Annotated in this window: 22 protein-coding genes; 11 read left to right on the plus strand and 11 right to left on the minus strand. The window is 73.2% G+C overall.

The features are described from left to right. The 6 genes from ACZ6O5_RS28175 to ACZ6O5_RS28200 form a co-directional block, all read left to right on the plus strand. The coding region (locus ACZ6O5_RS28175) for a phosphopantetheine-binding protein (RefSeq protein ID WP_465980904.1) at positions 1 to 1245 on the plus strand (1245 nt) is incomplete at its 5' end. Positions 1246 to 1622: 377 nt separating this feature from the next. Continuing rightward, complete coding sequence (locus ACZ6O5_RS28180) at positions 1623 to 1961, plus strand: helix-turn-helix domain-containing protein (RefSeq protein ID WP_465981154.1); 339 nt, start codon at positions 1623 to 1625, stop codon at positions 1959 to 1961. Positions 1962 to 2157: 196 nt separating this feature from the next. Then, positions 2158 to 2433, plus strand: coding sequence for a hypothetical protein (locus ACZ6O5_RS28185; protein WP_465980906.1), 276 nt, complete (start codon positions 2158 to 2160; stop codon positions 2431 to 2433). Continuing rightward, positions 2430 to 3167 carry a DUF899 domain-containing protein gene (locus tag ACZ6O5_RS28190; RefSeq protein ID WP_465980908.1) on the plus strand — a complete coding sequence of 246 codons (738 nt, stop codon included), beginning with the start codon at positions 2430 to 2432 and terminating at the stop codon, positions 3165 to 3167. The genes ACZ6O5_RS28185 and ACZ6O5_RS28190 overlap by 4 nt, the downstream gene beginning before the upstream one ends. Positions 3168 to 3281: 114 nt before the next feature. Beyond that, positions 3282 to 5135, plus strand: coding sequence for an AfsR/SARP family transcriptional regulator (locus tag ACZ6O5_RS28195; RefSeq protein WP_465980910.1), 1854 nt, complete (start codon positions 3282 to 3284; stop codon positions 5133 to 5135). 47 nt (positions 5136 to 5182) lie between these two features. Next, the gene (locus tag ACZ6O5_RS28200; protein WP_465980912.1) at positions 5183 to 6211 is read left to right on the plus strand and encodes a hypothetical protein; all 1029 of its coding nucleotides are present in this window, start codon (positions 5183 to 5185) and stop codon (positions 6209 to 6211) included. A gap of 147 nt (positions 6212 to 6358) precedes the next feature. Here the strand turns inward: ACZ6O5_RS28200 and ACZ6O5_RS28205 are convergent, their stop codons facing one another. The 3 genes from ACZ6O5_RS28205 to ACZ6O5_RS28215 all read right to left on the minus strand — a co-directional run bounded on the left by ACZ6O5_RS28205 (position 6359) and on the right by ACZ6O5_RS28215 (position 8874). Further along, on the minus strand, positions 6359 to 6820 hold the full coding sequence (locus ACZ6O5_RS28205) for a hypothetical protein (RefSeq protein WP_465980914.1): 462 nt from the start codon (positions 6818 to 6820) through the stop codon (positions 6359 to 6361). Further along, complete coding sequence (locus tag ACZ6O5_RS28210; protein WP_465980916.1) at positions 6795 to 7430, minus strand: RNA polymerase sigma factor; 636 nt, start codon at positions 7428 to 7430, stop codon at positions 6795 to 6797. Before ACZ6O5_RS28210 ends, ACZ6O5_RS28205 begins: the two co-directional genes overlap by 26 nt. A gap of 133 nt (positions 7431 to 7563) precedes the next feature. Then, on the minus strand, positions 7564 to 8874 hold the full coding sequence (locus ACZ6O5_RS28215; protein WP_465980918.1) for a S8 family peptidase: 1311 nt from the start codon (positions 8872 to 8874) through the stop codon (positions 7564 to 7566). Positions 8875 to 9054: 180 nt separating this feature from the next. Between ACZ6O5_RS28215 and ACZ6O5_RS28220 the strand changes: the two genes are divergently transcribed. Further along, entirely contained in the window at positions 9055 to 11667 is a 2613-nt protein-coding gene (locus tag ACZ6O5_RS28220; RefSeq protein WP_465980920.1) for a CHAT domain-containing protein, read from the plus strand. Between the two features lie 67 nt (positions 11668 to 11734). Here ACZ6O5_RS28220 and ACZ6O5_RS28225 read toward each other — a convergent pair whose 3' ends face one another. Both ACZ6O5_RS28225 and ACZ6O5_RS28230 read right to left on the minus strand, forming a co-directional pair. Beyond that, positions 11735 to 14176, minus strand: a complete 2442-nt coding sequence (locus ACZ6O5_RS28225) for a DUF4132 domain-containing protein (RefSeq protein ID WP_465980922.1) — start codon at positions 14174 to 14176, stop codon at positions 11735 to 11737. Further along, the gene (locus ACZ6O5_RS28230; RefSeq protein WP_281940212.1) at positions 14169 to 14561 is read right to left on the minus strand and encodes a hypothetical protein; all 393 of its coding nucleotides are present in this window, start codon (positions 14559 to 14561) and stop codon (positions 14169 to 14171) included. Before ACZ6O5_RS28230 ends, ACZ6O5_RS28225 begins: the two co-directional genes overlap by 8 nt. A 213-nt stretch (positions 14562 to 14774) precedes the next feature. On the opposite strand from ACZ6O5_RS28230, the gene ACZ6O5_RS28235 reads away from it, so the two are divergent. Next, the gene (locus ACZ6O5_RS28235; protein ID WP_465980924.1) at positions 14775 to 15617 is read left to right on the plus strand and encodes a hypothetical protein; all 843 of its coding nucleotides are present in this window, start codon (positions 14775 to 14777) and stop codon (positions 15615 to 15617) included. 44 nt (positions 15618 to 15661) lie between these two features. Here the strand turns inward: ACZ6O5_RS28235 and ACZ6O5_RS28240 are convergent, their stop codons facing one another. The 6 genes from ACZ6O5_RS28240 to ACZ6O5_RS28265 all read right to left on the minus strand — a co-directional run bounded on the left by ACZ6O5_RS28240 (position 15662) and on the right by ACZ6O5_RS28265 (position 20670). Then, entirely contained in the window at positions 15662 to 16135 is a 474-nt protein-coding gene (locus ACZ6O5_RS28240; protein ID WP_465980926.1) for a RidA family protein, read from the minus strand. An 11-nt stretch (positions 16136 to 16146) separates the two neighbouring features. Next, complete coding sequence (locus tag ACZ6O5_RS28245; RefSeq protein ID WP_465980928.1) at positions 16147 to 16971, minus strand: ABC transporter permease; 825 nt, start codon at positions 16969 to 16971, stop codon at positions 16147 to 16149. A gap of 3 nt (positions 16972 to 16974) precedes the next feature. Further along, positions 16975 to 17754, minus strand: a complete 780-nt coding sequence (locus ACZ6O5_RS28250; RefSeq protein WP_465980930.1) for an ABC transporter ATP-binding protein — start codon at positions 17752 to 17754, stop codon at positions 16975 to 16977. Further along, the gene (locus tag ACZ6O5_RS28255) at positions 17739 to 18833 is read right to left on the minus strand and encodes an ABC transporter substrate-binding protein (protein ID WP_465980932.1); all 1095 of its coding nucleotides are present in this window, start codon (positions 18831 to 18833) and stop codon (positions 17739 to 17741) included. The genes ACZ6O5_RS28250 and ACZ6O5_RS28255 overlap by 16 nt, the downstream gene beginning before the upstream one ends. 105 nt (positions 18834 to 18938) lie before the next feature. Then, complete coding sequence (locus ACZ6O5_RS28260; protein ID WP_465980934.1) at positions 18939 to 19907, minus strand: LLM class flavin-dependent oxidoreductase; 969 nt, start codon at positions 19905 to 19907, stop codon at positions 18939 to 18941. After that, positions 19900 to 20670, minus strand: coding sequence for an N-acyl homoserine lactonase family protein (locus ACZ6O5_RS28265; RefSeq protein WP_465980936.1), 771 nt, complete (start codon positions 20668 to 20670; stop codon positions 19900 to 19902). Before ACZ6O5_RS28265 ends, ACZ6O5_RS28260 begins: the two co-directional genes overlap by 8 nt. 216 nt (positions 20671 to 20886) lie before the next feature. On the opposite strand from ACZ6O5_RS28265, the gene ACZ6O5_RS28270 reads away from it, so the two are divergent. The 3 genes from ACZ6O5_RS28270 to ACZ6O5_RS28280 are packed head-to-tail and all read left to right on the plus strand — an operon-like array spanning position 20887 to position 24388. After that, entirely contained in the window at positions 20887 to 22104 is a 1218-nt protein-coding gene (locus ACZ6O5_RS28270) for a CaiB/BaiF CoA transferase family protein (protein WP_465980938.1), read from the plus strand. Further along, positions 22101 to 22946 (plus strand): cyclase family protein, encoded by an 846-nt coding sequence (locus tag ACZ6O5_RS28275; protein ID WP_465980940.1) that lies wholly within the window; start codon positions 22101 to 22103, stop codon positions 22944 to 22946. Before ACZ6O5_RS28270 ends, ACZ6O5_RS28275 begins: the two co-directional genes overlap by 4 nt. Continuing rightward, the gene (locus ACZ6O5_RS28280; protein ID WP_465980942.1) at positions 22943 to 24388 is read left to right on the plus strand and encodes an MmgE/PrpD family protein; all 1446 of its coding nucleotides are present in this window, start codon (positions 22943 to 22945) and stop codon (positions 24386 to 24388) included. Before ACZ6O5_RS28275 ends, ACZ6O5_RS28280 begins: the two co-directional genes overlap by 4 nt. Positions 24389 to 24437: the final 49 nt, after the last annotated feature.

A 24437-nucleotide genomic window follows, 5' to 3' on the forward strand; every position in this document is an offset into this window, starting at 1 on the left:
ACCCGCCGGACGGCGTCCACCGCCGACACGTCGGTGGATCTGGCCGCCAGGCTGACGGCTATGGGGGTCGAGGAACGCCAGCGGACAGTCCTGGAGTTGGTACGGACACAGACCGCCCTCGTGCTCGGCCATCCCGACCCCACGACGATTGATCCGGACAGCGCGTTCCGAGACCTCGGGTTCGACTCGTTGACCGCGGTGGAACTACGTAACCGGCTGGCCACCGCGACCGGACTGTCACTGCCGGCCACGCTGGTCTTCGACCATTCCAGCACCGGAGCCTTGACCGATCACCTGGTCAACAAACTGGCCGCCGCCGTGAGTGCCGGCAGCGACCGCAGTACCGGAGCCGAATCGGCCGGCTCGGGAGCCGTTCGGGTGTCGAACCTCGCGGAGATGTACATGCAGGCCGAGGTCGACGGCAGGCACGACGAGTTCTCCGACGTGGTCGGGCGATTGGCGAAGCTCCGCCAGACGTTCGGTGTGGACACGGCCGACGAGGCGGTCCGGCCTCCCACCCGGGTCGCCACCGGCGACGGCAGGCCCAAGTTGTACCTCTTCAACCCATACGTGGCCCCGGTCAACTTCCCGTACGCGCGGCTGGCGTCGGCCTTCCAGGGCACCCGCGACGTGTCGGTGTTGCACTCGCCCGGCTTCCACGCCGGTGAGAAACTGCCGGAGAACATCGAGGCGATGACGCTCGCGTACGTCGAGACAATCATCCGAGACAACGCGAACGGCGAAGAGTTCCTCCTGGGCGGCACCTCCAGCGGTGGGCTGATCGCCCACCGGGTTGCTGCCGAGCTGGCGCGGATGGGCATGGCGCCGGCTGGCGTCATTCTGCTCGACGCACCCTCGCAGGAGGCCCATCAAACCGTGTCGGAGGACGGCCCGCTGTGGCAGAAGCAGATCTTTGAAAGAATCAGGCGGACTGGCGACGACGGCGACGACAGCTGGGTCTTTGCGATGGTCCATTACCTCTCCTTCCCGTGGTGGCCCGCCGAGCACATCGAGGTACCGACGCTCCAGGTCCGGGCATCCGAACGGATCAGCGGACCGGCAGACAATGACGACTGGATGTTCACCTGGAACTACGCCACCAGAGTCACGTTGGCAGATGTGCCAGGGAATCATCTCGAAATAACCGACGAGTACGCTTCGGTGAGTGCGTTGGCGGTCAATGACTGGCTCTCCCGCTCGCCCGAGGAGCGCCCAGCGTTCATGGACTACCGGGAGGCGAAGTAGATGCGACCCTTCCGGCCTGTTACCGCCGGTCAGCGTGGCCGCGAGGGGGATGCCGCCGGCGTCGTTCCAGTCCCGTAACCTGCGCCAGCAGGGCATCCCCGAGCCGAACCCCCGGATACCGGCTCCGCCTCGGGGGCGAGCTGGCAGCCACGGCGGCTGCTCACCTCTCCTCACGTACGGCTGGTGAAGGCGTTCCTTCCGTCACGGACCCGGGCCGCGCACACACGGACGACGCCGCCGGTCCGCCCGGACGTCGCGTACATCGAAGGTGTTAAGGATCTGCGCGCGCTGCGGGCGGCGGTGCGGCACGGGTCGATCACCGCGGCGGCAGCGGCGCTCGACCGCACCCGGCCGCCCTGTCCTGACGGATCGCCCGCCTGGAGCGACAGCTCGGCACACCGCTGCTGGTGCGGACCTCGCGGAGCTGCGTGCCGACCGACGCCGGCCGGCTCCTGGTGGACGCCGCCGCCCGGGCTGCCGCCTTCTGGACCGCCGCCGTCGGACCGGTCCGGGATGTCGCCGGCGGCACGGCGGCTCCGCCGCCCACCCCGGACCCGGTCACCTGGTCGGACCTGGCGGTGCTGCGCGCGGTCCACGAGCACGGCGGCGTCGCGGCTGCCGGACGAGAGCTGAGACTGGCCCGGTCCGCGGTCTCCCGGCTGCACCGGGTCTGCCGCGCCGGGGCAGACCCAGCCACACGTCCACAGCGGTCGTGAAAGCACAGATCGCCAGCAACGGCCACTCCGTCATTGACGAACAGCCGGCGGCTGTCCTCCAGTAGCTGACGGCATTCCTGGCTGATCTGCGAGAACGGGAGCCGACATCCGCGCGGTTCCCGTTCGGCGAAGGTCGGATTGAGCAATGCAGAAGAAGATGAGGGTACCGGCCCGTACTATCTTTCCCCGGTGAGCATTGATCAGCGTGAACGACGCTTGGTCGCGGGCCGCGTTCCGTGGTGAGCCCGAGGGGCCGGCGTGCCGGGCCAGAAGGGCGAGCCTGAACGCCCTCGGCCAGTCGCTGGTGATCGTGCCTGCGTCATACCGGATCGCGCTCCCGGCCGTGGCGCCCAGGTTCACGGCGACGCCGATGGCCCGGGAGCGATTCGACGCGCCGAGCGGCGACGCGATCCGGGCACAGAGCCCGTTCGGCCGGGTCACCGACCCCGTTTGGGAGGAGAAGACCGGATGAGTGGTCCGCAGATCGTGTCCCGTGAGGACTGGCTGCGCGCGCGAATGGAGTTGCTCGCCAAGGAGAAGGCGCTCACCGACGCACGGGATGAAGTCTCGGCAGCTCGGCGGGCCCTGCCGATGACGCCGGTCGAGAAGGACTACCGGTTTCGGACCGCGTCGGGTGAGAAGAGCCTGCTCGACCTGTTCGAAGGGCGCCGGCAGCTCATCACCTACCACTTCATGTTCGATCCGAGCTGGGACGAGGGCTGCGTGAGCTGTTCGTTCCTCGTCGACAACGTGGCGCACCTCGGGCATCTGCATTCCCGCGACACGTCGTTCGCGGCCGTTTCCCGAGCGCCGGTGGAGAAGATCGAGCAGTTCAAGGCGCGAATGGGCTGGACGATCCCGTGGGTGTCCTCCTTCGGAACCGACTTCAACTACGACTTCAAGGTCACCGTGGACGAGTCCGTCGCCCCGGTCGAGTACAACTACAAGGACAAGGCGACGCTGGAGCGCGAGGGCCTGACCCACCACATGAGCGGTGAGCAGCACGGGCTGAGCGTCTTCTTCCGGGACGGCTCGAACGTCTTCCACACCTATTCCACGTACGGGCGAGGGCCCGACATCGTGCTCGGCACGTACAACTACCTCGACTTCACGCCGCTGGGCCGGCAGGAGGTCGGAACCGGAATCATGTTGTTCAAGCACCATGACAGGTACGAGTCAGCGGCGGACGGGCCCGGCTGCCACTGACCGGCTCGCTTCCGAACGGTTCGGGCGGGCTGATCCCGCCGGCCGGCGGTTCGGCAGTGTCGGCCGCCTCCCGAGGAGAGTGCGTTACGTGCGGGCATGTGCAAGCGTCGATGCATGCTGACGTTGCGGCTTCTCGGTCCGATGCAGGTGCAGGCCGCTGGTGTTCGAGTGGACGCGGGTCCGCTTCGGCAACGGATGGTTCTCGCGGCCCTCGCGATCGATGCGGGAAGGCCGTTGCAACCGGAGGTGCTGATCGATCGGGTCTGGGGGCAGGCTCTACCGCTAGGGGCACGCCACACCCTGCACGTCTACGTAGCGCGGATCCGCAAGGTGCTCGCCGCGGCCAGCGACCTCAGCGGTTGTCCCGCCACCCTGGCCCACCGATCGGGTGGTTACGTGCTGGAGGTGGCCCCGGACGCTGTCGACGCGCACCGCTTCCAGTCCCTGCTCGACCGCGCCCTGCCCGACCACGATCCGGTGCGGGAGCGGGCGGAGCTGTTGAAGGCCGCACTCGACCTGTGGCGTGACCGTCCGTTGGCCGACCTCTCCGGTGAGTGGGTCGAGCAGGTGCGGGAGCAGTGGCAGCAGAAGCGCATCATCGCGCTCACCTCCTGGGCGGCCGCGGCGGTGGAACTCAACACCCCGGAACTGGTGCTTCCCGAACTCCTCCAGGCCAGTGCCGAACATCCACTTGTGGAGACCCTGGTGGCGGCGTTGATGCGGGTACGCCGCAGCCGGCCAGGGGAGGCGCTGTGCCACTACGCGGCGACCCGTCAGTTGCTGGCGGAGCAACTGGGCACCGAGCCGGGACGGGAGCTTCAGGCCCTGCACGGGAAGCTGCTGCGCGGCGACCTCGCGCCGGTGTCGTCCGGGTCGGCGCTGAGCCGCCCGCGGCAAGCCGAGCCGGAGGGTCTCGGCGGCCGTGTAGCCGACCGGGCCTTCGACGGACTCACCCGGCCGGCACAGTTGCCGCGCGCGGTGCCTCGCCTCGTCGGCCGGGACGCCGAGCTGGCGACGCTTGACACGGTAGCGGTCGGCCCGGCGGTGGTGGTCGTCTCGGGCATGGCAGGGGTGGGCAAGACGGCGCTGGTGGTGCACTGGGCCCACCGGGCCGCCCGTGAGTTCCCGGACGGGCAGCTCTACTGCGACTTCGGTGGTTTCGGTCCCGCCGAGGCGCCGGTCCCGCCCGAGGTGGCGCTGGGCGACTTCCTCCAGGCGCTCGGGGTGCCGTCGCCGCAGATGCCGATCGGGGTGGCGGCGCTGGCGGCCCTGTACCGCAGCCTGCTCGTCACCCGGCGCATGGTGATCGTGTTGGACAACGCCCGTACCGCCGACCAGGTCCGCCCCCCTGCTGCCCGCCGCCTCCCGCAGCGTGGTGCTGGTGACGAGCCGCGACTGTCTCACCGGCCTGGTCGCGGCCGAGGCCGCTCAGCCGCTCGCTCTCGGCCCGCTTCCACCACCGGCCGCGCGCGCTCTGCTGCGCTCGCGGCTCGGGAACCGTGGCGGCACGACGGATGCGCTCGGCGACATCGTCGCCGCATGCGGCGGTCTTCCGCTCGCTCTGACGATCGCGGGCGCGCGCCTGGCCACCCGCCCCCTGCTGTCGGTGCCGCAGTTGGCCGCGGAACTGCTCGCCGCCGGGACACTCGACGCCCTCGACGGCGGCGACGCCCACACCGACGTCCGCACCGTCCTCTCCTGTTCCTACCGGCTGCGGCTGCGGTCCCGCACCGCCGGCGGACAGCAGCGTCGACGACCGGAGTCAACCGATTCCTTCAGAGCGCTCAAATACCCGGGTCACCGCTCTCGCGACTGCCCCGAGCCGCCTCCGCGCCGGGTGGGCCGGCAGGCGTTCGACATTCGTCTGATCCGTCGGTCTTCGCTCCATCTGACGGTGACCGGTCCCGCCGGACGTATCAAACGCGCCGCCAGGCGCTCCTGAACAACGTCACCGCGTCGGCCGGGTAGGCGACAACGCCGGGTCGGCGGTCCCTCGACGATGGGAGAAGCCTGTCATGGGCAACGTAGGAAGACGTGTCCGCCGCTCGGCGCTGGCCGTGCTCACCGGCACCGCGCTGGCCGCCCTGCTGGCGGTCACCACGGCCGCCGCCGCGCCGGTCGAGGCGCGGCAGGACAAGGCGGCAGCGGCCCGCACCGACGTCTACATCCGGGACGTCGCCGCCGACGTCGGCGTCCAGCCCCACTCGTACAACCCGCTGTGGGCCAGCCCCGACATCAAGGTCTGCCCGACCGCCGTCGAGTGTGCCGTCAGTCAGAACCCGATTGTCGGCGTCACCAACTACATCTTCATCAAGCTGCGTAACCCGGGCCCGTACGGCACCGGCACCAGCAGCGGCGTGCTGCGGGTCTACCGGACGACGCCGGGTGGCGGTGCCGTCTGGCCGACGCACTGGACCCAGATCGGCGCGATGAGCGTGACCGCCTTCGCCGGCACCACGACCGTGACGATCCCGTGGACCGGAGTGCCCGGGCCGGGCCACTTCTGCCTGCTGGCCAGGTGGGTGTCCGCCACCGATCCGATGACCTTCGAAGGGCCGGACATCAGCACCAACACCCGGAACAACAACAACATCGCCTGGCGCAACGTCGACTCGGTGCGGCTCGTCGCGGGCGGGACGCCGGTCGTGCGGCCGTTCGCCATCGGCAACTCGCTCCGGGTGGCGACCAAGAACGACCTGGTCTTCACGCAGCCGGGGGAGCCGATCCAGAACGTGGGCGGCCGGGTCGTCGTCGACCTCGGGCCGACTCTGTTCGAGCGGTGGCAGGCCGGCGGCAAGGTCGGCACCGGCGTACGCGAGGTCGGCAGGAACCAACTGGAGGTCGTCGAACCGGCGAAGGCCAGCCTCGGCAACCTGCTGCTGGAACCGGGTGAGCGGGTCGAGTTCTCTCTCACCTTCGCGGCCGAGGTCCCCTCGGACAAGGAGTTCGCGCTCGACGTGACCCAGTTCGGCCCGGACACGAGCGGGGCGGAACGGACCGACCTCGGTGGGGTGGAGTACCTGATCGGCGTCGGGCGGCAGTAGCCCGGCCACCGGCGGGGGTCGTGGGCCTGGGCAGCCCGCGGCCCCCGCGCGCTCGCCGGGACGGTCCGGGCGTCCCGGCGAGCGCCGCCGGGGGGACGGGCCGGTCGCGGAGCCGTCGCGGGTGTTGGCGGCGGTGCTGGCGGCGGGTCAGCGCAGCGAGACCCAGGTGGTGGCCACCACGTGGCCGTCGGTGTGGGCGCGCAGCCGGACCGGACCGGGCGGGGGAGCGCCCAGCGAGAAGAAGCCGACCGCGTCGACAGGCGCCTCCGCGTACGTGCCCGAGGCGGTCTGCGCGGACACCCGCCCACCCCCGGGCGGGGAGAGTTGACCGACGATGCCGGCGTCGGACACCTCGATCTCCAGCGCCACCACGGCACTGCGGAACGACAGCGTGCGCGTCGACCCGGCCGACCGGGTCGACGCCGGGGCCGTGTCGCACGCCGAGTCGAACATCAGCTCGGCGAGCGCCACCTCCTGGTTGACGTTCCGCCAGGCGAACGCCGCCCGCGCGGCGGTCAGGAACTCCTCCGGGACCGACCCGGACTCCCGCAGCGCCGCACCCAGCTCGGCGGTCAGGGCCGCGTCATCGGCCGGCGGCAACGGCTCCATCGCGTTCACCTCCGTTCGTCCGGGTCGCGGCGGTGCCGAGGAACGGGGCGAGCGCCGGGCAGTCCCGTAGCCGCCGCAGGCATCGAGCCTGGGTCGGCCCGATGCTGCCGACCGGCACGCTCAGCCGTTCGGAGACCTCCCGGTAGCTGGCCGGCGGGTCGGCGGTCAACAGGGCCAGCAGCTTCTGGCAGCGCGGCGGCAGCTGCGCGAAGCCCTCCCGCAGTGCCTGCCGCCGCTCCGCGCGGAGCAGCTCCTCGTCCGGGGCCGCCACGTCCGTCGTGCGGGAGAAGCCATGGTACGCGTCCAGCGCCTCGTCGTAGGGGTCGAAGAGCTGGGTGCGGCGGCCGAGGCGGGACAGCCGGTAGCACTCGCGCCGGGCCGTGGTCGCCAACCAGGAGGCGAGGGCCTGCGGATCGCGTACCCGGCTCAGCTGCTCGACGAGACGCAGCCAGACGGTCTGGTTGACGTCGGCGGCGTCGGCGCGGCTCAGGTCGTACGACCGGATCACCGAGTAGACGAGCGGGGTGTACCGGTGGACCAGCTCCACCCACGCCGACTCGTCGCCGCCCGCCGCGGCGGTCACCAGGCCGGTCGTACTCGGGTCGGTCACGGCGACGCCGTCCGTCGGCTGGTGCGGCACTGCTCCGCCGCTCGCGACCGCTCGTTCCCGCCGCCGCCTCGCTGCGCCCACCGCCGGCCCGGACCACCGCACGGTGCTGCTGGTTCGTTCGCGGCCCGCTCGCTCATCCGACGAGCACGCCGTAGTCGGGGTGCCAGCGCGGCGCGGCGAGCAGCGCCAGCCGGGCCGCGTCGGCGCTCAGGCCGCCGGCGGTCATCAGCGCGGCGAGCCGACCGGAGACGTGTGCCGTGGCGAACGAGGTGCCCGCCCAGACGGCGAAGCCGTGGAACACCCGGGTCGGCCGGCCCGGCAGCGGCAACTGCCCCTCGACGTACGTGCTGTGGCGCTCGCCGACCGCGCAGACGTCGACCCATGGCCCGTATCCGCTGTAGGTGGCCGGCACCACGCCACCGGTGCCCTGGCTGACCGCCGCCACCGCGACGACCCGGCCCAGCGCGGCGGGCCAGATCGGCCGGCTGGTGCCGGCGTTGCCCGCCGCCGCGACCACGGCGCTCGTCGCGGGTAACGCGGCCACCGCGTTGGCCAGGGGCAGCGACGGCTGGTCGTCCTGGGTGAACCCGCCCAGGGACAGGTTGACCACGGACACCGCCGGCGCGAGTCGGGCCGTCGCGGCCACCACCGACGCCTCGTCGCCGACGCCGGTGGCGCTCAGCGCCTGCTCCGGGTCGACCCGGACTCCCGGCGCGGCCTGCCGCACCACCCCGGCGACGAAGGTGCCGTGCCCGCCCTGCGGGGCGAGCACGTCGGTGTGCACGTAGAGCGGGTCCTCGTCGTCGACCTCCGGCAGGTACGCCCCGCCGAGCCACTGCGGGTGGTAGCCGCCGGCCTGCCGCCAGATGCCGGTGTCGCAGACCCCGACGGTCACTCCGGCGCCCTCACCCAGCCGGGCCGGGTCCGGCGGCGCCAGCGCGGCGACCGTCGTGGGCGGGCCACCCGGGTTGCCCATGATGTTGCCGAGGCCCAGCAGCACGTGGTGCGGCTGCACCTTCGGCGCCGGCTGCCCCGGCCACTGCTGGGGGTCGCGCAGTTTGGTCACGAGCGCGGGAACGTCGGTCTCCCGGTCGAAGAGCAGCCGGGTGACCCCGGCGAAGCCGTCGCCCACGACCACCACGTGGCCGAGGGCACGCAGCCGGGCGGTGACCCGCTGGGCGTCGGCGTCGGCGGCGAGCAACTGCCGTGGCCGGTAGAGGAACTCCCGGCCCGGCGTGGTGTGCCGGCGGACGTTCTTGTCGGCGGCCAGCGCCTCGTCGAAGGCGCGTTGGTAGGCGGCGTCGTCCGCGCCGTCGGCGCGGGCCGGGGCGGCACGGGACCCGGCGGTGAACGACGCCGCGGCGGCCAGCGCGGACGCGGCCAGCAGCCGCCGGCGGGACAGTTGGCCGGCCGGGCGCGGCGCGGCGGGATGGTCAGGCGACACGGGTCCTCCATGCGGTCGGCAGAAGCGTCCGCCAGTGGCCGGCGTGAGCCACGTTTCCCGGGTGCCGTCGATTCTTCCAAAGCATAGTCGGATGTCAATGACGTAAAGGATTGGTGCGGATTCCCGACAGGTCCGCACAGACATTGACGGCTGGGCATTGGTTCGGGGACTCTTTGGGGCATGCCCGACAGCACCGGTTCCGGTGCCGGCACGGCCCAGGCGGCGCTCGACGCCGTCCAGCGCTACCCGCGCGAGGCGATCGCGATCGCCCAGCGGGTGCTGGCCGCCGGCCCCGCGGCCGGGGCCGACGAGCGCTCCACCGCCGAGCGGGCCGTCGGTCTGGCCCTGCGGGAGCTCAACGACCTGCCCGGCGCGCTGCGCCACCTGCGCCGCGCGGTCCGGGCCGCCGGCACGCCCCGGACCCGGGCGCTGGCCCGGATGAGCCTGGGTTACGTGTTGGCCAACGCCGGTCACACCGCCGCGGCGCTGCGCGCGGTGACCGCCGCGCTGCCGCAGCTCGTCGGCGCCGACGCGGGACGGGCCCGGATGCAGCGGGGCGTGGTGCTGCACTACCGGGGTCGCTACGACGAGGCGGTACGCGACTACGGCCTGGCCGTCGACATCGCCCTGCGCGAGGGTGACCTGTTGCTGGAGGCACGGGCGCGCAACAACCGAGGGCTGCTCAACGCCCACCGGGGCGCCGCCGGCGGCACCGACGACCTGTCCCGCGCGGCAGCCGCCTTCCAACGGCTGGGCCTGGACCTCGCGGCGGCCGATGCCCGGTGGAACCGCGGCATCGCGGCCGGCCAGCGCGGTGACATCGCCGGCGCGCTGCGCTGCTTCGCCACGGTCGACGAGGAGTACCGGCGGCTCGCCGTACCCCGGCCGGCGCTGCTGCTGGACCGCGTCGAGTTGCTGCTGTCGGTGCCGCTGGTCGACGAGGCGGTGGTGGTCGCGACAGCGGCCGTCCGGGAACTGGGGCGCCGGGGCATGGCCTCCGACCTGGCCGAGGCGCTGCTGGCCCGGGCCCGCGCGGCGCTGCTCGCCGCGGACCTGGACACCGCGACCGAGGCCGCCGCCGCGGCCCGGGCCCGGTTCCGTCGCCAGGGCCGGCCCACCTGGGCCGCCTTCGCCCGGCACGTCGAGCTGCGCGCCGAGTACCGTCGCGGCACCCGCTCGGCGCGCCTGCTCACCGCCATGGCGCGTACCGCCGACCAGCTCGACGGCACCGGGTGGCCGGGCCCGGCGCTGACCACCCGGATCGAGGCCGGCCTGGTGGCCGCCGCGCTGGGGCGGCCGGGCCGGGCCCGGAACCTGCTGGCGGTGGCCGCCCGGGCCCGCCGTCGCGGGACCGCCGACCGGCGGGCACAGGGCTGGTACGCCCTGGCCCTGTCGCGCCGGCTCGGCGGGGACGAGCCCGGGGCCGCCCGGGCGCTGCGCCGCGGGCTGGCCGTGCTCGACCGGCACCGGGTGTCGCTCGGCGCCACGGAGCTGCGTGCCCACAGCGGAGCGTACGGTCAGGAACTGGCGGCGGAGGGCCTCGACATCGCGGTCCGGGCGGGGGCGCCGGCGCGGGTCCTGGCGTGGGCGGAGCGGTGGCGGGCCAATGCGCTGCGGGCCCGGCCGGCCCGGCCCCCGGCCGACCCCGACCTGGTGGCGGCGCTCGCCGAGCTCCGACTGGTCAGCGGCCTGCTCGAAGACGAGGTGCTGGCCGGCCGCCCGGCAACCGCCCTACGCGGCCGGCAGGCCCGGCTGGAGCAGCGCATCCGGGACCTGGCCCGGCGGGTGCCCGGTGGGGGCGTCGTGCTGGCCCCGCCGGGGGTGGGCGCGCTGGCCGCGCGGCTCGGCTCCCGGGTGCTGGTCGAGCTGGTCGCCCACGGCGACCGGATCCGGGCGGTGCTGGTCCGCGACGGCCGGGCCAGCCTGCACGACCTCGGTCCGCTCGCCGCCGCGGTGGACCTGGCCCGCCGGCACCGGTTCGCCCTGCGCCGGCTGGTCACCACCGGCGACGAGGCCGCCGCGCGGGCGGGGGCCGGCCACGCCGCGGTCGCCCTGGACCGGCTGCTGTTCGCCCCGCTGCGGTCGCGGCTGGCCGACCGGGCCCTGGTGATCGTCCCGGTCGGGGCGCTGCACGCGGTGCCCTGGTCGGCGCTGCCCACCTGCGCGGGGCGTCCGGTGACCGTCGCCCCCTCGGCCACCGCCTGGCTCGGCGCGGACCGGCGGGAGCTGCCGACCGGGCCGCCGGTCCTGGCCGCCGGCCCGCGCCTGCCGGCCGGGCACCTCGAGGTGTGCCGGCTCGCCCAGGTCCTGCCCGGGGCGCGGCGGCTCACCGGGGCCGACGCCACCACCGCGGCGTTGACCGCCGCGCTGGACGGGGCGGGGCTGGTGCACATCGCCGCCCACGGCACGTTCCGCGCGGACAACCCGCAGTTCTCCACCCTGGAACTGGCCGACGGGCCGCTGTTCGCCCACGAGTGGGAGGCGGTCGCCCGGCCGCCCGGCTGCGTGGTGCTCTCCGCCTGCGACTCCGGCCTGACCGGGCTGCGCCCCGGCGACGAGGTCATGGGGTTCACCGCGGTGCTCCTGGCGCTCGGCACCCGGTGCCTGATCGCGACCGTGCTGCCCGTGCCGGCCGAGCCCACCACGGCGCTGATGCTGGACCTGCACGCGCGGATGCGGGCGGGTGCCGGCCCGGCGCGGGCCCTCGCCGACGCACAGCGGGCGTTCGGTGCGGCGGGCGACGGTCCCGCCCGGGCCACCGCGGCGGCGTTCGTCTGCTTCGGGGCCGGCTGACCGGAGCGGGAACGGTCGCTCGGCGGCGGCGAGAGCGTCGGCGATCCGGCGAAGCGGCTCCAGCCGGTCATGAGACGAGCTGCCGCAGCACGGTGGGGTCGGTGATCGTGTCGTCGGCGGCGAGCATGATCGCTTTCGACAGGATCGCCGAGAGCATCGGGTCGTCCTCGAACGGCAGGTGCAGCCGTCCGGTGCCGTCGCGTGCCGGGACGATGCACAGGTAGGCGTCGTGGGGCTCCATCATGATGTTGCCCGAGCCGAGGTGGATCCGGTAGCCGCGCACGTTCCCGCGTACGTGCAGGTAGCGATCCGTGAGGGTGACCCGTTCGGCGATGGCCATGCGGGGGAGCAGCCGGGCCAGGGCGTCGCGGCGTACCTGCGCCGACGGGGCCAGCGGCCCGACGGCGGCGCGGTGCCAGTAGTCCCGGAACCGGTCCTCGCCGCGGTCGGCCCACTGCGGGTCGGTGGCGATCGAGGTGACGCCGACGAACAGGTCCACGTCGCGCATCGCCTCGGTGAACACCAGCGGCGGTACGTCCGCGACCGGTGCGGGTTGCCAGGTCGCGCCGTCGGAGCGGGCGAAGCGCACCTGGTCGGTGGCGCAGTGGTGGACGTCGTGGTCGCCCGGGTCGTCGGTGTCGGCGAGTTGGTGGTGGAAGGACGCCCGCCAGGCGCCACCGCCGAAGAGCTTCGTGGCTTCGCTGTCGTAACCGCCGTCCCACGTGCCCAGGTAGCCGGCCTGCCAGCCGCGGGCGCGCATGAGCGCGTTCGCCTGGCGGTAGCGCAGGATGTGCGCGGCGAACCGGTTGGAGTAGGAACCGGTCCGCTCCTCGGCCGGCGTGAGCAGGTAGACCTCACGGAACGCCTGCTTGAACGGTTGCGTCAGGCCGGCGGCGAGCACCCGTTCCCGCCAGGCGAGGGTCTCGTCCACGCGAGCGCGGACGGGATGCCACAGCCGGACCCGATCGCCGGGCACCGGTCGCCCGTCGAGACCGACGATCGTCCACCCGTCGCCGTCCCCGCGGGGCAGGCCCGCCGACCAGTGCAGCCCGTCGGTGCTGGTCTCCCAGAGCAGCCGCCGCCCGTACGTTCCGGTGATCGGGTGGTCCAGGAAGCGCGACACCCAGTCCGCGTACGACCACACGCGATCCTCGGACAGCAGCGCCTCCACCCGCTGGCGTTCGGAGGTCAGCGTCGCGTTGACGCTCTTCACCAGGCCACGGAGCTGCCTCAGCTCGTCGGCGTGCGCCTCCTTGACCGCCGCCGGGACACCCCTGAGCGCGGTGCCGCCCCGCGCGAAGGTCAGGCGCGCCTTCTCGCCCTCGACCCGCACCGTCGCCTCGTACGGGCCGACCGGGGTCCGCCGGCTGCCGGTGGAGTCGAGCCCGTGGTCGTCGACGGCGAGTTCCATCGCCTCGCTGAGCGACCACCCGCGCAGGGCGCCGAGGTGCGCCAACGCGGTCTGCGCCCGACTGCGTACCGCCTTGTTCTTCACCGTCACCGCGAGCCGCGCCAGGGTCCGCACCGGCGCCTCACCGGCGCGCTCCGCGAGCAGACGCACGGCCGCGATCGCGGTGCGCTGGGCGTGCGGGAAACCGGACGCCTGGCGGGGCGCGGCCGAGGCGACGGCGGTGACCCCGGCCAGCAGGTCGGTCGCCGCCTCGTCCGACTCCCGCGACAGCGCCCATGCCAGGCCACGCAGGAGACGGTCCGTGTCGTCGTGTACGGACCGCCGGTGGGCGACGAACGCCGCCAGGACCGCGTGGACCGCCTTCCTCCCGTCGGCGGCGCTCGCGAGGTGCCCGTCGAGGACGCGCAGCCACCGCGCCGGCGCCGCCGGCTTGTCGAGCGAGGCGCAGTGCGTCAGCAACTCGGCCACACCCGGGGCGGCCAGGACGTCACCCAGACCGGCACGGACGAGCGGACCGAACTCGTCCCCGTGGTGCAACAACCAGGACGGCACGCGGCGACCCGTGGCGCGGTCGAGCGCCTCCCCGATCAGCGTGACGACCCGGCGGCGGGGGCCGGCCGCCGGGACGTGGCGCGTGGTGAGTTCGGCGAACAGGGCCGACAGCGCCGGTGCCAGATCGGCCAGGTCGGCGGGGGTCAGGTGCCCGGCGATCGTCGCCGGCAACTCCAGATGGGCGCCGTCGTCGTAGCCGTGCCCACGCCCGGCCACCTCCAGGCACCACAGCAGATCCGCCCGGGTCCAGTCGTGCGCGCCGTCCGCGAGATTCCGCAGGACGTCGTTCAGGGCGGTCGGACTCGAACTGGTCGCCGCCTCCCGGTGCATGGCCAGTGCGGCGCGGCGGCGACGCTCGGCCGACCACGACTCGGTGACGGTCCACTCCGGGGTGCGGGTCACCGACGCGCCCCAGTAGTAGGTGGTCGTTCTCCCGATCACCGCCCGGATCCGGGCGTCGGCGTCGACCAGGCCGGTCTCGACTCGCCGGCGGTCCGCCGCGCTCAGCGCGGGAAGCAGTCGCGCCCAGCCGCGCACGTCAGCCACCCACCAGGGGAACGAGCCGCACGAAGGCCACCTCGGGATCCGCGAGCAGGTCGATCTCCTCGTCCAGATCCTCGACCTGGTGGTCACCCACCAGCAACACGAAGCCGTTGCGGGCGAAGGCGGCACACGCCGCGTCCGCCTGACGCTCCCAGTCCAGCCGCCGGCCCCGGCCGACCCGGTAGCCGTTCAGCGTCGCCTCCGCGTCGGTCGGCCGCACCAGGCCCCGGAAGAGGTCCGCCTGGTCGGCGTTGAACCGCGCCACCTCCTCGCGTACCCGCAACCGGACCAGCTCCCGCGCGCGGATGCGCTCGGGCAGGCCGGTCAACGGCCACTGATCGATCGCCCTGCCCGTCGCTGTCTCGTCCCGAACCGTCACCGTGGCCATCGCGCCGTGCTCCTTGCCTCGAGGTGAGCGGCATCATGGCACGACAGTCCGACGGAACGGCTCCGGAGCGATGGCCGAGAACGCGCGGAACTCCACCACCGACGACGGATTCCGCGGCCGGCAGTCGGTAACCGGACTGTGCGGGCCGCCGGCCGGGGCGCATCGTGGGAGCTGGACACCCCTGCTGGAGGTTGCTCGGAGAGGGAGGCCGTCATGGAGCTGAACCGGCGGTTGGCACAGGACCCACCGGAACGCAGCGCGAGCCAGGTGATCGGCCCGCACCTGCTGGGCAGGGTGTACCGGCCGGACCCGCGGGACTGGTCGCTGCCGCGGCTCATGGAGATCGCCGAGCCGCCGGAGGAGATCCGGCAGCGGACCATCGAGCAGGTGCTGAGCGAGACCACCTACTTCACCGACTGGCGGGCGTACCTGGTCTTCTGGCGCTGGCTCAAGAAGCAGGCCGGCGGGATCCCACCCGCGCCGGGCCCGACGCCGGCCGGTGACGGGGCCCCGGCCTGGCAGCTGCCGATCCAGCTCGACCAGGGCGACACCGGGCACTGCGTGGGCTTCGGCTGGACGGGCTGGGTGGATGCCACGCCGGTCCCGGGGGAGTTCCAGAACGCCGACGCGCACGCGCTGTACTACGAGTGCAAGGTGATCGACGGCGAGCCGCGGGCGGAGAACGGCTCGACCGTCCGGTCCGGGGCGCTGGCGCTGCGCGACCGGGGCCGGCTCGCGGCGTTCGCGTTCGCCGGCTCGCTGGCCGAGATCGACCAGTGGATCGACACCCAGGGCTCGGTGGTGGTCGGCACCAACTGGACGGACGACATGTTCCACCCGGACGCCGACGGCTACGTGCGGCCGACCGGCAGGGTGGCCGGCGGGCACTGCTACGTGATGCTGGACCGGCTGGACTCCGAGCAGGCGTACCTGTTCCAGAACTCGTGGGGGAGCGGCTGGGGCCAGCACGGCCGCTTCAAGATCAAGTGGGCGGACTTCGCGGGCCTGCTCGCCGCCGAGGGTGAGGCGTGCTGCGCCGCCGAGCTGCCGCACTGACCACGACGTCCGCCACGGACCGGGCTCCTTCCCCTCGACCATGGTCATGCCTGCGGCGGGCGCACCTCGACGATCATCTCCGTCTCGCAGCAGATGTCCAGCGTCAGCGCGGCGACGGTGACCGCCGACCGGGCGTGCCGCCCGCGCTCGCCGTACAGGTCCATGAGCAGGTCCGAGCAGCCCTCGGCGACCACCGACGGTTTGTTGAAGCCGGGTTCGCCGTAGACGTACGCGTTGATCTTGACGATCCGGACCACGTCGTCCAGGTCACCGATCTCCCGGCGCAGCGAGGAGAGCAGCGCGAGCGCGTTGTAGCGGGTCGCCGCCCGCGCCTCGGCGACGCCGATGGCCACGCCGACCGGGCCCTTGAAGGGGTAGCTCCCCTCGTGGAACGGACCGTGGCCGGCGAGGTACACGAGGTTGCCGGTGCGGACCGCGCGGACCCGGCGGGTGCCCGGCTTCTCCGGCAGCACCGGCAGCTCCAGGCCCAGTTCCGCGATCCTCTTCTCGATCTCCATGTGGCTGCTCCTCAGTTCCCGTCCCAGAAGACGATGCGTTTGCGGGCCAGCTCGATCAGCTTCGTCATGCCGATGCCCATCAGCCCGAGCAGGATGAGGATCGCGAAGACGGTGGCGATGTCGAGCCGGAAGTTGGCCTGGAGGATCAGCACGCCCAGCCCCATCTGGCCGCTGACGAACTCGCTGACGATCGCGGCGATGACCGCGTAGACCGCGGCGATCTCCAGGCCGGCGAAGATGAACGGCAGGGCGCTGGGCACGATCACCAGGCGGATGGTGAGCGCCCGGCCCGCGCGCAGCGAGCGCATGAGTTCGAGCCGCTCGGCCGGCACCGAACGCATCCCCGACACGGTGTTCACGAAGATCGGAAAGAACGTGACGAGGACCGCCAGCGCGACCTTCGACTCGATGCCGAAGCCCAGCCAGACCACCATCAGCGGGGCGATCGCGATCTTCGGTACCGCCTCGATCATGACGATGTACGGGCGGATGATCGCCTGCGCGGTGGGGGAGATGGCGACCAGGCCGCCCAGCAGGAGGCCGATGACCACGCCGCCGCCGAACCCGAGGAGCACCTCCTGGAGCGTGCGCCAGAAGTGCGGGTAGAAACTGGCCGGGCCGGTCTGCGCGAGCCCGCGCCAGAGCGACCGCACGACGCTGACCGGGGTGGGGACGAGCACCGAGTTGACCTGGGTGACCCGGACCGCGACCTCCCAGCCGACGATGATCAGCACCAGGGAGACCGGAAACCAGAGTCGCGCGGTGAGGCGTCGCTCGGCCGGCTCCGCGTCGCCGGGGAGGTTGCGGGCGGACAGGACTTTCTCCGACACTGCCATGCGTCACTCCGGTCGGTCGAGAAGCTGACGGATCTGGTTGGTGTACGCGCCGAAGTCCGCCGAGCCGGTGACCTCGAGTTCGCGCGGCCGGGGCAGGGTGACGTCGACGATCTCGCGGATCGTGCCGGGGCGTCCGGTCATCACGATGATCCGGTCGGAGAGGAACACCGCCTCGGCGATGCTGTGCGTGACCAGCAGGATGGTCTTGCCGGTCTGCTGCCGGACGCGCTCCACCTCGAGGTTCATCTGGTCCCGGGTCATCGCGTCCAATGCCCCGAACGGCTCGTCGAGCAGCAGCAGCCGGGGATCCTGCAACAGCGAGCGGGCCAGCGCGGCACGTTGCTGCATGCCGCCGGAGAGTTCGCCGGGGTACTTCTCGGCGAACCCGTCCAGCCCGACCATCTCGATCAGGGCCCGGGCCCGGGGCCGTACGTCCCGGAACCGGCGGCCGGCCACGATCCCGGGCAGGGCGACGTTCTGCTCGACGGTCCGCCACGGCAGCAGCACCGCCTGCTGGAACATCAGGCCCACGTCGGTGCCCGGTCCGGCTCCGGCGGCGTTGATGTCCACCGTGCCCCCGGTCTCGCCGGTCAGGCCGGCGACGATGCGCAGCAGGGTCGACTTGCCGCACCCGGACGGGCCGAGGATGGCGACGAACTCCCCCTCGGCCACGTCGAACGACACGTCCTGGAGGGCGACGACCGGAGTGCCGGTCCGGGTGCCGTACACCTTGGACAGGCCCCGGGCCGACACCACCGGCGTCCGGGTCACGAGGTCGGCCACGAGGTCGCCTTCGCCCGGACCGCCGCCGCGTCGATCGCGCCGATCTTGGCGGCCACGTCGTTGGTGTAGAACGCCGAGACGTCCTTGACCTTGTCCTGGACGCCGAGGAACTGGACGTACGCCTGCCACGACTCCGCGGTGAACTGGCCGTACGGCTTCTCCGCCGAACCGTCGTCCTCGATCACGTCGATCCGGCGCTTGAGCACCGGCAGCGCGGCCCGCATGGCCTTGGCCCGGTCGCCGGTGGGGGCGAACTGCGGGTACTGCTCCCAGTGGATGCGGATGGCCGCCTCCGGGTTCGCCTTGGCGAACAGCACGGACTTGGTGTAGGCGCGGGCGTATCCCGCCGCCGCCTCGGGGTTCTCGGTCAGCCAGGCGTTGCGGGCCAGCAGCCCGGCGCCGAAGAGGTCCGCGGTCACGCCGGGCTTGTCGAGGTAGCGGAACCGGTATCCGGCGGCCTCCAGCGCGGCGTACCGGACGTCGTTGATGACCAGCGCGTCGATGTCGCCCTTCTTGAGCGACTCGGCCGCCGCCGCCTCGGTGCCGACGGCGACGAAGTCGACCGAGGCCGGGTCGACGCCGGCGGCGCGCAGGCCGGCCTTGGCGAAGAGTTCGAAACTGCCGCCCAGGGAGGCCAGGCCGATGGTGGCGTCCTTCAGGTCGGCGAAGGACCGGACCGGGCTGTCCGGCAGGACCGTCGCGTCGAAGAGGAACGTCGGCGCGACCTCGTAGAAGTACCGCAGGTCCAGGTTGCGTCCGTCCGCGGCGGCCTGCACCAGCACGTCCGGGCTGGGCGCGGAGATGTCGGCCTGGCCGGCGGCGAGCAGTTGCAGGCAGGCGCCGGTGCCGCCGGCGACGGGCAGCATCTCGAGGGAGATCTTCTCCTCGGCGAAGTAGCCGAGCTTCTCGCCGATCCAGAACGGCGCGCCGCTGGCGGCGAGCGTCTCGGCGCAGTAGACGTAGCGGACCTTGCTGACTCCGTTCGCGTCGGCGCCGCCGCCCGCGCCGTCGTCGCCGCACCCGGTGGCGGAGAGCGCCACGACGAGCACTCCGGCGAGGAACAACCGCTTTCTGATCATCCGACTACCTCCACGACCGTTCCGGATGGGCCCCCGACTGTCATGTTCCGTATGGCGGAACATTGTTTCTATGAACGATGAAGCTAGGAGCGGTCGGGATCGCTGTCAAGACATCGCCCGGACGGCGGCGGCAAAGTCGGCCATCTGTGCCAGCGCGTCGTCGCCGCTGATCCGACCGGCGAACTTGACCACCAGATCGGTCACCCCGACCTCGGTCTCCAGTCGTCGCACCCAGGCGACGCAGGTGTCGAGGTCGCCGACCACGTACCGGTCGGCCAGCCGGCTCGCGAAGTCGCCGGCGCTGGCCCGGGTGACCATGGGATTGCCGCGCAGCAGGTGCAGCTCGTGCGAGACGCGCAGGTACTCCTCGGCGTCCCGCCGGGCCTGCGCGTCCGTCTCGCCCAGCACCACGTGCCGGACCAGGGGCCGGAACGCGGCCGGTGGCCGACCCGAGGCGGCCCGGTGCTGGTCCACGGTCGCGAAGCCCCGGACGACCTCGTCCACGGTGAGCGCCGCGTCCGGGAACCAGGCCTCGCCGTGGCGGGCCGCCCGGCGCATCGCCGCGACCGACCGGCCGCCGACCCAGACCGGGACCGGCCAGGCGGGACGGGGGGAGAGCGTGAAGTCGGCCAGGGTGCGGTCGTCGTCCCGGTAGGAGACCGACTCCTGGTGCCAGAGCCGGTCCATCAGGGTTAGGTGGCGGTCGGTGACGGCGCCCCGCCGGCGGGCGTTGGTGCCCAACGCGGCGAACTCCGGCTCGTCCCAGCCGATCCCCGCGCCGAGCACCGCCCGGCCCTCGCTGAGGTTGCTCAGCAACGCGAACTCCCCGGCCAGCCGGACCGGGTCGGCCAGCGGCAGGATCAGGATGTTCGTGCCCAGCCGGACCCGCTCGGTCCGGGCCGCGACCGCGGCCAGCACCAGTTGCGGCGAGGGCCAGTAGGTGGGGTAGCCGTGGTGCTCGCCGAGCCAGACCGAGTCGTACCCCATCGCCTCGGCGGCGACCGCCTGGGCGACGGTACGGCGCACGTCCGACCCGCCCTCGGGCAGTCGGACCCCGAGCCGGAGCCTAGCCACGGTCCACCGCCGGGTAGCTGGCCTGGTCGAACACCCGCATGTCGTGGCCGGGGAGCACCACGTCGGCGTGTTCGGCCAACCGGTCGAAGGACCGGTAGTAGTCCGCCAGGTTCACGTGGGTCCGGGACGGGACCACCCGGTAGGGCCCGGCGCCCCGCCAGTTCTCGAACTGGGCGCAGTGGTCCCCGGCGAGGGCGTACCGGCCGGCGGCGGTGTCCACCACCAGGGCGGTCATGCCGGGCGTGTGTCCCGGGATGTGCAGCAACCGCAGACCGGGACCGAGCGTGACGTCGCCCTCGATCAGCCGCGTCCGGTCCATGGTGGCCAGCCAGCGGGGGGTGAAGCCGAGCGCCGGCGCCTCGTAGGCCGCCTGGTGCACCGGGTACGGCGCGACGGCGTACGCGACCTCGCTGCGCTGCACCACGAACTCCGCGTTCGGGAACAGGTGGTTGTTGCCGCAGTGGTCGTAGTGCAGGTGGCTGAGCACGACCGTCCGGACCGCGGCCGGGTCCACGCCGGCGGCGGCGAGCGCCACGGCCGGTTCCTCCTCGGCGGTGCGCTCGAACGGCCGGTGGTGCCGGGTCACCCACTCCGCGTCCGGCGAGCCGGTGTCCAGGATCGTCACGTCGCCCCGGTCGTCCCGGACCACCCAGATGATGTGCGGGCTCTCCACCGTCTCCCCGGGGTGCTGCCCCCAGAGCAGGTCGGCCCGCCGGATGCCGGGGGCGCGGCCCACCCGTACCGGCACGATCTGCGATGTCATCGTCCTCCCGCCCCGACGGACCACCCGTCGATCGCTCAACGTTGGACCGGTTGGTGGAACACCATTCCGGAGAGCGGTACCGTAACAGCGCGTGAGAGCGAAGCCCAGGGCTGGCGGATCGCCGTTTCCTTTCCTTGACCAGCGGGTCCGGCACTCGGTACGGTTTGAGGAACGACGTTCCCGCTAACGGAACGACTGAACGACGGGAGTGGCCGGGTGGGTGGTCAGGAGTCGCGGAGCCGGCGGGCGCTGGACGGTGTCCGGGTGCTCGACGTGTCGACGATCCTGGCGGGTCCGTTGACCTGTCAGATCCTCGGCGACTTCGGCGCCGACGTGATCAAGATCGAACACCCGCGGCACGGGGACGGCATGCGGGGCCACGGCCTCAGCAAGGACGGCGTCGGCCTCTGGTGGAAGATGATCAGCCGCAACAAGCGGACCGTCGGGCTCTACCTGGGCGACCCGGAGGGTCAGGAGATCTTCCGGGAGTTGGTCCGCACCGCCGACGTGGTGGTCGAGAACTTCCGCCCCGGCACGCTGGAACGCTGGGGCCTGGGCTGGGCGGACCTGCGGGCGCTCAACCCCGCGCTGGTGCTGCTGCGGGTCACCGGCTTCGGGCAGACCGGCCCGTACGCCGCCCGCCCCGGCTTCGGCACCCTCGCCGAGTCGATGAGCGGCTTCGCCCACCTGACCGGGTCGCCGGACGGGCCGCCGATGCTGCCCGCCTTCGGGCTGGCCGACTCCATCGCCGGGATCACCGGCGCGGCGGCGGTGCTGACCGCCCTCTACGCGCGGGCCACCGGCGACGGCACCGGCCAGGAGATCGACCTCGACATCCTGGAACCGATCATGACGGCGGTCGGCCCGAGCGTCATCTACGTCGACCAGCTCGGCGTGGTCCAGCAACGGACCGGCAACCGGTCGCTGAACAACGCCCCGCGCAACACGTACCGGACCGCCGACGGGCACTGGGTGGCCATCTCCACCTCGGCGAACTCCATCGCCGAACGGGTGCTGACCCTGGTCGGGCACGCCGAGGTGATCAGCGAGGAGTGGTTCGCCACCGGCGCCGGCCGGGCGCGGCACGCCGACCTGCTCGACGGGTACGTGGCCGACTGGATCGGCGCGCGGACCCGGGCCGAGGTGATCGAGTCGTTCACCGCCGCCGGGGCCGCCGTCGCGCCGGTGTACGCGCCTGACGAACTCCTGGCCGATCCGCAGGTCAGGGCGCTGGACATGATCACCCAGGTGCCCGATCCGGACCTGGGTCAGATCCGGATGCAGAACGTGCTGTTCCGGATGAGCGCCACCCCCGGTGAGATCCGCTTCACCGGGCGGGGCGTGGGGGCCGACACCGACGAGGTGCTCGGCGACGAACTGGGCATCGGCGCGGAACGACTCGCCGAGCTGCGAGACCGGGGAGTGCTGCGATGACCGTGGAGACCATCCCGAGCGAGCGGCGCGGCGACGTCCTGCTCGCCGCCGTCGAGGCGGGCGTCCGGGTCTTCGACCTGGGCCGGCCGTTGCGCATCGGCATGCCCCAGTCGCCGAACCACCCGCCGTTCTGGCACACCCTGCCCCGCCGGCACGGCGACAGCTACCGGGCCGACGGGATGTCCGCCGCCAACGACCTGATCTCGCTGGGCACCCACGTCGGTACGCACATCGACGCCCTCGCGCACGTCTCCGTCGACGGCCTGCTGCACGACGGCACCGACGCGATGCGGGCGCAGACCGGCGGCGGCTTCACCACCGGGGCGATCGACGAACTGCCCCCGCTGGTGGGCCGCGGGGTGCTGCTCGACGTGCCGGCCGCGCTCGGGGTCCCCGCCCTCGACCCGGCGTACGAGATCACGCCCGCCGACCTGGACGCCGCCGTCGCCCGGCAGGGCACCCCGGTCGGACCGGGCGACGTGGTCCTGGTGCGCAGCGGCTGGGGCCGCCGCTACGACGACCGGGAGGCATACATCGGACACGCGACCGGGGTGCCCGGCGTCGGCGAGGCCGGGGCCCGGTGGATCGCCGCCCGCGGCGTGCGGCTGGCCGGTGCGGACACCATCGCCTTCGAACGCCTCGCCGCCGGGTCCGGGCACGCCCTGCTGCCCGCGCACCGGGTGCTGCTCGCCGAACACGGCATCAACCTCATCGAGGCGATGGCCCTGGAGGAACTGGCCGAGTCCGGGGTGCGGGAGTTCACAGTCGTGCTGGCGCACCTGAACATCGTCGGCGCGACCGGCAGCCCGGTCCGCCCGCTCGCGCTGGTCGTGTCCGGATGACCGCCACGCCGCCGGCGACCACCCTGGGCGGGCAGCTCGCCGCGTTCGCCGCGGCCCACGGCCCGGCCGGCGTTCCCCTGCCCGCGCCGGTGGTGCGCAGCGTCGCCCAACGGGTGCTGGACGTGCTGGGCATCGCGGTCGCCGCCACCACGCTGCCCACCAGCGCGGCCGTGCTCGACCTGGTCGCCGAGCGGGGCGGCCGGCCGGACGCCCGGGTGGTCGGGCTGCGCCAGCGGGTGCCGGCCAGCGAGGCGGCGTTCGCCCACGGTGTGCTCGCCCACTCGCTCGACTACGACGACACCCACCTGCCGTCGGTGCTGCACCCCAGCGCCAGCGTGGTCCCGGCGGCGCTGGCCGTCGCCGAGCCGACCCGGGCCACCGGCGCGGAGGTGGTCGCCGCCATCGCGGTCGGCCTGGAGATCTGCGTACGGGTGGGGATGGCCGGTTACGACGCGGCCACCGGGGCGAACCGGTACTTCGACCGGGGACAGCACGCCACCTCGATGTGCGGGGCGGTCGGCTCGGCCGCCGCCGCCGCGAAACTGCTCGGTCTCTCCGCCGACGGCGTGCTGCACGCCATGGGCATCGCGGCCAGCATGGCGTCCGGGATCATCGAGAGCAACCGCACCGGCGGCACCGTCAAGCGGATGCACTGCGGCTGGGCCGCGCACGCCGGGGTGTACGCCGCGCAGCTCGCCCAACGCGGGATCACCGGCCCGGCGACCCTGCTGGAGGGGCGCTTCGGCTTCTTCCAGGCGTTCCTCGGCGGCGAGTTCGACGCCGGGGCGGTCACCGACGGGCTCGGCCAGCGCTGGGAGGTGCCGGGGATCTTCTTCAAGCCGTACCCGGCGAACCACTTCACGCACGCCGGCATCGACGCCGCGCTGGCGCTGCGGGACGCCGGCCTGCGCCCGGCCGACGTGGCCAGCGTCGAACTGGCCGTGCCGACCGCCACCGTCCGCACCATCGGCGAGCCCCTCGACGTCAAGCAGGCCCCGGAGACCGGTTACCAGGCGCAGTTCTCCGGCCCGTACACCGTCGCGGCCGCGCTGCTCGGCGGCGGTGGCGGTCTGGGTCTGGGCCTTGACGACTTCACCGACGACCTGGCCCGTGACCCGGTCCGGCGACGGCTGATGAGCCGGGTCACCGTGGTCGCCGACCCGCGCTGCGACGAGATCTTCCCGCACCAGTTCCCGGCCGTGCTGCGGGTGCGCACCACCGACGGCCGGCTCCTCGAGGAGGCCGTGCTCGCCAACCGGGGCGGCTCGCACCGCCCGCTCACCGACGACGAGGTCGCCGGCAAGTTCCGCGACAACGCCGGTCGGGTGTTGCCGCCGGAGCGGGTGACCGCGATCGCCCGGGCCGCCCGGGCGCTGCCCGACGCGGCCTCGGTGGATGACCTGCTCAGCCCGCTGATGTTCGAGAACGGTATTCCGCTGTGAGGAACTACGTCGCCCCCGGCGTACAATCTCGTTCGCCGCGTCACGGACC

The organism is Micromonospora sp. NPDC049201 (genome assembly GCF_055586805.1).

Excerpts from the sequence above, each read along its gene's own strand:
- ACZ6O5_RS28190 (WP_465980908.1), top strand. The coding sequence starts at position 2,430 with ATGAGTGGTCCGCAGATCGTGTCCCGTGAGGACTGGCTGCGCGCGCGA.
- ACZ6O5_RS28195 (WP_465980910.1), top strand. The coding sequence starts at position 3,282 with ATGCTGACGTTGCGGCTTCTCGGTCCGATGCAGGTGCAGGCCGCTGGT.
- ACZ6O5_RS28200 (WP_465980912.1), top strand. The coding sequence starts at position 5,183 with ATGGGCAACGTAGGAAGACGTGTCCGCCGCTCGGCGCTGGCCGTGCTC.
- ACZ6O5_RS28205 (WP_465980914.1), bottom strand. The coding sequence starts at position 6,820 with ATGGAGCCGTTGCCGCCGGCCGATGACGCGGCCCTGACCGCCGAGCTG.
- ACZ6O5_RS28220 (WP_465980920.1), top strand. The coding sequence starts at position 9,055 with ATGCCCGACAGCACCGGTTCCGGTGCCGGCACGGCCCAGGCGGCGCTC.
- ACZ6O5_RS28230 (WP_281940212.1), bottom strand. The coding sequence starts at position 14,561 with ATGGCCACGGTGACGGTTCGGGACGAGACAGCGACGGGCAGGGCGATC.
- ACZ6O5_RS28235 (WP_465980924.1), top strand. The coding sequence starts at position 14,775 with ATGGAGCTGAACCGGCGGTTGGCACAGGACCCACCGGAACGCAGCGCG.
- ACZ6O5_RS28240 (WP_465980926.1), bottom strand. The coding sequence starts at position 16,135 with ATGGAGATCGAGAAGAGGATCGCGGAACTGGGCCTGGAGCTGCCGGTG.
- ACZ6O5_RS28245 (WP_465980928.1), bottom strand. The coding sequence starts at position 16,971 with ATGGCAGTGTCGGAGAAAGTCCTGTCCGCCCGCAACCTCCCCGGCGAC.
- ACZ6O5_RS28255 (WP_465980932.1), bottom strand. The coding sequence starts at position 18,833 with ATGATCAGAAAGCGGTTGTTCCTCGCCGGAGTGCTCGTCGTGGCGCTC.
- ACZ6O5_RS28265 (WP_465980936.1), bottom strand. The coding sequence starts at position 20,670 with ATGACATCGCAGATCGTGCCGGTACGGGTGGGCCGCGCCCCCGGCATC.
- ACZ6O5_RS28275 (WP_465980940.1), top strand. The coding sequence starts at position 22,101 with ATGACCGTGGAGACCATCCCGAGCGAGCGGCGCGGCGACGTCCTGCTC.
- ACZ6O5_RS28280 (WP_465980942.1), top strand. The coding sequence starts at position 22,943 with ATGACCGCCACGCCGCCGGCGACCACCCTGGGCGGGCAGCTCGCCGCG.